6 protein-coding genes and 1 pseudogene are annotated in these 6,124 nt (G+C 71.1%); 3 read left to right on the forward strand and 4 right to left on the reverse strand.

The window, feature by feature from the left end; all coding sequences use genetic code 11:
• Window positions 1-451: pseudogene (locus H5J26_RS27350) on the forward strand (NAD(P)/FAD-dependent oxidoreductase); the annotation flags it as partial.
• A gap of 158 nt (window positions 452-609) precedes the next feature.
• Window positions 610-1,308 (forward strand): dienelactone hydrolase family protein, encoded by a 699-nt coding sequence (locus H5J26_RS27355; protein WP_181768647.1) that lies wholly within the window; start codon window positions 610-612, stop codon window positions 1,306-1,308.
• Window positions 1,309-1,347: 39 nt separating this feature from the next.
• Here the strand turns inward: H5J26_RS27355 and H5J26_RS27360 are convergent, their stop codons facing one another.
• The 4 genes from H5J26_RS27360 to H5J26_RS27375 form a co-directional block, all read right to left on the reverse strand.
• The gene (locus tag H5J26_RS27360) at window positions 1,348-2,292 is read right to left on the reverse strand and encodes a quinone oxidoreductase family protein (RefSeq protein WP_235981183.1); all 945 of its coding nucleotides are present in this window, start codon (window positions 2,290-2,292) and stop codon (window positions 1,348-1,350) included.
• A 60-nt stretch (window positions 2,293-2,352) separates the two neighbouring features.
• Entirely contained in the window at window positions 2,353-3,393 is a 1,041-nt protein-coding gene (locus tag H5J26_RS27365) for a hypothetical protein (RefSeq protein WP_181768648.1), read from the reverse strand.
• Window positions 3,390-3,767, reverse strand: a complete 378-nt coding sequence (locus H5J26_RS27370) for a PadR family transcriptional regulator (RefSeq protein ID WP_181768652.1) — start codon at window positions 3,765-3,767, stop codon at window positions 3,390-3,392. The genes H5J26_RS27365 and H5J26_RS27370 overlap by 4 nt, the downstream gene beginning before the upstream one ends.
• Before the next feature lie 93 nt (window positions 3,768-3,860).
• The gene (locus H5J26_RS27375) at window positions 3,861-4,805 is read right to left on the reverse strand and encodes a D-2-hydroxyacid dehydrogenase family protein (RefSeq protein ID WP_181768649.1); all 945 of its coding nucleotides are present in this window, start codon (window positions 4,803-4,805) and stop codon (window positions 3,861-3,863) included.
• Window positions 4,806-5,137: 332 nt separating this feature from the next.
• Here H5J26_RS27375 and H5J26_RS27380 point away from each other — a divergent pair, with 332 nt between their 5' ends.
• Window positions 5,138-5,944, forward strand: a complete 807-nt coding sequence (locus tag H5J26_RS27380; protein WP_181768650.1) for a class I SAM-dependent methyltransferase — start codon at window positions 5,138-5,140, stop codon at window positions 5,942-5,944.
• Window positions 5,945-6,124 lie beyond the last annotated feature (180 nt).

The following is a 6,124-nucleotide window of genomic DNA, read 5'->3' on the forward strand; positions in this document are numbered from 1 at the left end:
CAGAACGCCGGCCTCGGCCAAGGGCGACGGCGCGGTCTGCCCGCCCACCGCGCAGCACGCCATGCGCCAGGGCGGGCAGGCCGCCCGCAACGTCGCCGCGGTGCTGCGCGGCAGGCCCACGCGGCCGTACGAGCACAGGGACCTCGGCATGGTCGTCGACCTGGGCGGGCTGGACGCCGTCGCACACCCGCTCGGCTTCGAACTGACCGGCCTGCCCGCCCAGTTGGTCACCCGCTCCTATCACCTCATGTCCCTGCGCACGGGCAACGCCCGCTGGCGCACCGTCGCGAACTGGCTGCTCAACGCCGCGACCGGCAACGACTTCGTCCGCACGGGGTTCGACTCCCACGGCCCGCTCACGCTCTCCGGCCTGGAGCACACCCACACCTACCCGACGCGCGAACGCATCCGGGAACTCGCCTCCGACTCCTCGCTGCACGAAGCCCACTGATGCCTGCCGGGACCGCTCGGGGACGGAACACACCGCCCGCCGCCGTCCCTTCGGGGCCTCGCAACTCGGTCGCTCCCGGCAGGTGATCTTCCGGCTCCGCTGGTTACCCGGCCTCGCGGTCGACATGACCTCACCGAAGCGAAAGGCGGAACCACTCCGTGTCTGCACCACCCCTGCGCCAGAACCTGCAGTTCAACGCCGACGGCGTGGACGTGTACGGCTACCTCGCCCTCCCACCGGGCGGCACCGGCCCGGGAGTCGTCGTCATCCAGGAGTGGTGGGGCCTGACCGACCAGATCGCCGACGTGGCGGACCAGTTCGCCGCCGCCGGCTACGTGGCGCTCGCACCCGACCTCTACGGCGGCCGTACGACTCACGACAGCGACGACGCCGCGCGGCTCGCCACCGAGCTGCCCATGCGCCGCGCCGTGGGTGAACTCTCCGGTGCCGTCGACTACTTGCTGGCCCACGAGGCCGTACAGGGCGGATCCGTGGGCGCCGTGGGCTTCTGCATGGGCGGGGGCTTCGTCCTCGCCCTCGCCGCCGCCGCGGGGGAGAAGATCGCCGCTGCCGTCCCCTACTACGGCGTACTCGGCGACGACGAGGCCGACTTCTCCGCCGTCCGTGCCGATGTGCTGGGCCACTACGGGGAGTTGGACGAGAACGCCTCACCCGCTCGCGCCGAGGAGATCGCGGCGCGCATCAGGGCCGAGTCCGGGGCCGAGGTGACGATCCACCGCTACCCGGCCGGGCATGCGTTCGCCAACGAGGAGAACCACCTGGGCACCTACGACCCCGCTTCGACCCGGCTGGCCTGGGAGCGCACCCTGGCCTTCCTGGGGTCCAGGCTCGGGTAGTCGAACCGCGGGCGCGATGCCCGGTGGGTCCCGCGGGCCTCAGGGGTGCAGCACCAGCTTGCCTCCGGGGTGACCCTCGGCGAGGAAGCGGTGAGCCTCGGCGGCCTCGGACAGCGGGTACGTGCGGGCGACGACGACCTCCAGCTCGCCCCGCCGTGCGAGATCGGTCAGCTTCCGCCAGGCGCCGGCCCTGATCTCGGTGCCGGGGTCGGCGTTCGGGGCGCCGCCGATGAGCTTGATGCCGGTGTCACCGCGGTCGAACGCCAGGATGGAGACGATCCGGTGCCGGTCGGGCACCAGGTCCAGGGAGACGTCCACCGCCTCCTTGGTGCCCGCGGTGTCGACCACGGCGTCCACACCGCCGGGCGCCGCCCGGCGGACGCGCTCCTCCAGCCCCGGCCCGTAGAGCAGGGGCGTCGCTCCGTACCGCCCCACCAGTTCCTGACGGGCCTCGCTCGCGGTGCCGAGCACCGTCGCACCCGCCGCGACCGCGATCTGCACGGCGAGGAGCCCGACCCCGCCTGACGCCCCGTGCACGAGCACTGTGTCACCCTCGGCCGCGCCGACGACCGTCAGCGCGTGCACCGCGGTGCCCCCCGTCATCAGCAGCCCGCCGGCGGCGTCCCAGCTCAGCTCGGAGGGCTTGGGGACGACGCCGGCAGCGGGCAGTGTCAGCTCGCTCGCGTACGCACCGGGAGCGGGGAACGCCATGACCTCGTCGCCCACGTGCAGGGGGCCGGCGGGGCCCTCGGCGCCGTCCCCCACGGCCGTCACCACACCGGACAGCTCCTGGCCGACCGGCATCGGAAGTTGCGAGGGGTCGTCGCTGAACGAACCGCTGTAGAGCTTGTAGTCGATGGGATTGACCCCGGCTGCCTCGACCCGCACCGACACCTCGCCGGGACCCGGTGCGGGGACGTCGGAGTCGACCAGGGAGAGGACCTCGGGCCCTCCGAAGGACTCGGCCAATACTCGCTTCGCCATGCGTATCCCCTCTCGTCGCATGTTCCGCGTGATTCCCCGAGCGACAACCCCCACCCGGCACTATCCCACCGCGCTGCCGGTCTCGCGCGCCGGATCCTCCCTGGTCACGCGACGGGCGGCGAGGGCCCCGGAGACGCCCGTGATGCCCACGAGCAGGACGGCCAGCGCCGTCTGCCCCCACATGACGGGCATGGGCTCCTCGCCGAGACCGCCGCCGTCCATGATCAGGCCGATCTGGCTCATCCGCTCGGCCAGCACCGCGACACCCACCAGCGCGAGGGCGAGGGACAGCGGCGGTTCCAGCGCGGCGACTTCCCGGCGTGCGCGTGCCACGCACCAGAGCAGCCCTGCCACGCACCAGATCGAGACCTCCGGCCCCGCGAAGTCCACGCTGGGCGTCATCGACACGTTCCACAGCCCCATCAGCACGCACACGGTCATGAGAGCCAGACCGGGCGGGGCGAGCGGAAGCCGAGTCGCCGGTGCGTCGTCGTGGAAACCGCAGCAGACGGCGAGGGCGGTCAGCCAGGCGAACGCCGTCGTGGCGATGTCGAAACCGGAGAGTCCGCCGAACCACCTGGGGTCCACGATCGTCCAGACGAACGGAACGGCCGCCACGATCGCAGCCACTCGTGCCGCACGCCGGCGGTCACGCGCGAGCGCCGCGTACGCCACGACCCAGCCCAAGGGCAGGACCCACTGGCAGATCGAGCCGATGATCCCCGTCAGGCTGAAGTCGTCGAGGGACTGGAGGTACATCCGGCGGTCCTCCACCGGCGCTCCTGCCATCCACGCCACCGTGATGGCGTTGTTGGTCAGGAGACGTCCCGCGTGGATCAGGATGCTCAGCAGTGCGAAGAGGCGCACGGTGGCACCCGCCACGGCGTAGCGCGCCGGGGCCCCGGCGCTGCCCATGCGGGTACGGACCGCGAGCGCGGCGATGCTCGCCACCTCGCTCAAGGAGGGGCGCACCTCGTCCAGCGCGTCCTCGTCGAACTCCTCGAGGTAGGTGTCGACCATCTCCTCCTCGCGCCGCTCCCGGTAGGAGCGGGGCAGCATGCGCAGGACGAGGCGATAGCGCTTTTCCAGCAGGGAGCTCATGCGCCACCTCCGGCGAGCCCGGGCCGCCTGCGGCCGCCGGCAGACCGCTTCCTGCCGCCCTCGGCCGGGCGGCGTGCCGCCACCCGGCGGGTTGCCGTCCGCGCACCTTCGGCCATCCGCTCGGCCTCCTCCGACAGTGCGGCCTCACCTTCGTCGGTGAGCCGGTAGTAGCGGCGCAGCCGCCCCTGGTGGGCCTCTTCGCGGTCCAGCTCGATCAGTTCGTCCTCGGTCAGCCGGTCGAGCGCGCCGTAGAGGCTGCCGATCCGCAGCTGCACCCGGCCCTCGGAGAGCGAGTCGACCTCCTGCAGGATGCCGTAGCCGTGCCGCGGCTCGTCGGTGAGTGCGACCAGGACGAAGAACGCCGTCTGGGTCATGCTTCGTGATGCCATGGCGGCAACATATCATGTTGAACATGATATGCGGGCTGTGGCGAGTCCTTCTGGACCGGCGTCGCGCATCACGCGGGGTCAGGGGGTCAGCGTGCGCAGCGGCGTTCCTTCCAGGTAGGCGGCGATGTCCTGGGCGGCCTGGCCGTAGAAGGTCCGGTAGGTCTCCTCGGTGACGTAGCCGATGTGCGGCGTCAGCACGGTGCGGGGGGCCGTGCGGAGCAGATGGTCCGCGGGCAGCGGCTCCGTCTCGTAGACGTCAAGGGCCGCACCGGCGATCCGCCCCGCGTGCAGGGCCTCGATCAGCGCCTCGGTGTCGATCAGCGGACCGCGCGAGGTGTTGACCAGATACGCGGTCTCCTTCATCCAGGAGAGCTCCTCGTGGCCGATCAGGCCACGGCTGCGCTCGCTGAGCTTGTAGTGCACGGTCACCACGTCGGACTGGCTGAACAGGTCCTGCTTGCTGACCGGTTCGGCTCCGCGTTCGCGCGCGGTGCTCGGGTCGAGGTTGCTGCTCCAGGCCAGTACGCGCATGCCGAACGCCTTGCCGACGGCGGCCACGCGCGAGCCGAGCCGCCCGAGTCCGACGATGCCGAGGGTGTGCCCGTACAGATCGCCGCCGATGGAGTGCTGCCACTGCCCCTCGCGCATCCCGGCCGACTCGGCGGGGACGTGCCGCACCAGGGAGAGGATGAGCGCCCAGGTGAGTTCGGGCGTCGCGGAGGACGGGCTCTCCGTGCCGCAGACGGTCACGCCGTTCGCTTCCGCCGCGGCGAGATCGATGGCGGCGTTGGCCATTCCGGTGGTCACCAGAAGGCGGAGGTTCGGCAGCCGCGCGAAGCGCTCAGCCGTGAAGGGGGTGCGTTCGCGCATCGCGACGATCGCGTCGAACTCGTGCAGGGCCTCGACCAAGTCGTCCGTGTCCGCCAAGTGCTCGTGCAGGAAGGTGACTTCGGCGTCCAGGTTCTGCCAGTCCGCGAAGTGGTGGGCGGCCTGCTGGTAGTCGTCCAGTACGGCGACGCGCACGGTCGCTCCTTCCTGCCGGGATCAGGCGGGGTCGGGGATCTCTGGGGGACTCTGACGTGGACCTTAACCCTGCTGCTCCGCGGCGTCCCCCCGCAGTCCACGAGGTGGAGGCGGTGTGAGGGGAGCTGGGACGGATGTCCGACCGGCGCCCCGTCCGCGGGCCCGCCGGCGCCACCGCCCGCCCGGTGAGCCGCCGGTTCCGGCTCTCCGCCGCCAACTCCCCGCGCCGCGCTGCCATAAGCTCGTCGTGGAACGTGTCCGACATGACCGTTCATTCGTTTCGTGTTATGTCAAAGCGCCGCAGACACCGGAACACCGAAGGAGAACGTCCGATGCCCAAGAAGACGCCTCGCTCCCTGGCGGCAAACCGCGCGCGGCTGTCGCACAAGGTCTCCTACGCGCTGAAGAACCCCGCGCGGGTGACTCCTTACGTGCGCCGGGCCCTGCGCGACCGCTGGCTGAGGTTCAAGCACCCCGATCACGTCGACTACTACCGCGCCGTGATGGCCTCGGACACGGCCGGCAACCCGGAGGCGGCCGTCGGCAGCCGCAGCCACGAACGGTGGCTCGCCCTGGGGCAGATGCAGTTCGACTTCCTCATGGAGCACGGTCTTCAGAAGCAGCACCGCATGCTCGACATCGGCTGCGGCAACCTGCGGGCGGGCTGGAGGTTCATCCAGTACCTCGACACCGGCAACTACTACGGCATCGACATCTCCCCGGACATCCTCATCGCCGCCAAGAAGACGCTGAGCGACTGCGAACTCCAGCAGAAGCTCCCCCACCTGACCCTGACGCGCGACCTCACCCTCGAATTCCTGCCCAGCGGGCACTTCGACGTGGTGCACGCCCACAGCGTCTTCTCCCACTCGCCGATCGAGATCATCGACCAGTGCCTGGCCAACGTCGGCCGGGTCCTGGCGCCCGGCGGATTCTTCGACTTCACCTTCGACCGCACCGAGGGCGCCGAACACCAGGTGCTGCGTGAGGACTTCTACTACCGGACGGAGACGCTTCTCGCCCTCGCAGAGAAGCACGGTCTGAGCGCCCGCTTCATGGACGACTGGGAGAAGCTCCCCCACGGCCAGTCCAAGATCCGCGTGTCCCACGCCGAGACGCCTGCAAAGATCACCAACTGACGTCGGCACGCGGCCCGTTCGGCAGGCGGGCGGCCCCCTGCCGGGCCGGCCGCCGCGGGTCGTGGTCTGGGCGGCGTGGTCAGCCGGTGGTCGCCTCGTCGCCGGACTCCGGGGCTCCGTCAGCGAGTTCGGCGGCCATCAGGGCCACGAGGGCGGCCCGCTCCGGGATGCGGTCGGCGT

The sequence above is a fragment of the Streptomyces albidus (ex Kaewkla and Franco 2022) genome (genome assembly GCF_013870515.1).
GTDB classification, from domain to species: Bacteria; Actinomycetota; Actinomycetes; order Streptomycetales; family Streptomycetaceae; genus Streptomyces; species Streptomyces albidus.

Coding starts and splice junctions, on each gene's coding strand:
- H5J26_RS27360 (WP_235981183.1), bottom strand. CDS start 2,292: ATGGCGAAGCGAGTATTGGCCGAGTCCTTCGGAGGGCCCGAGGTCCTC.
- H5J26_RS27365 (WP_181768648.1), bottom strand. CDS start 3,393: ATGAGCTCCCTGCTGGAAAAGCGCTATCGCCTCGTCCTGCGCATGCTG.
- H5J26_RS27370 (WP_181768652.1), bottom strand. CDS start 3,767: ATGACCCAGACGGCGTTCTTCGTCCTGGTCGCACTCACCGACGAGCCG.
- H5J26_RS27380 (WP_181768650.1), top strand. CDS start 5,138: ATGCCCAAGAAGACGCCTCGCTCCCTGGCGGCAAACCGCGCGCGGCTG.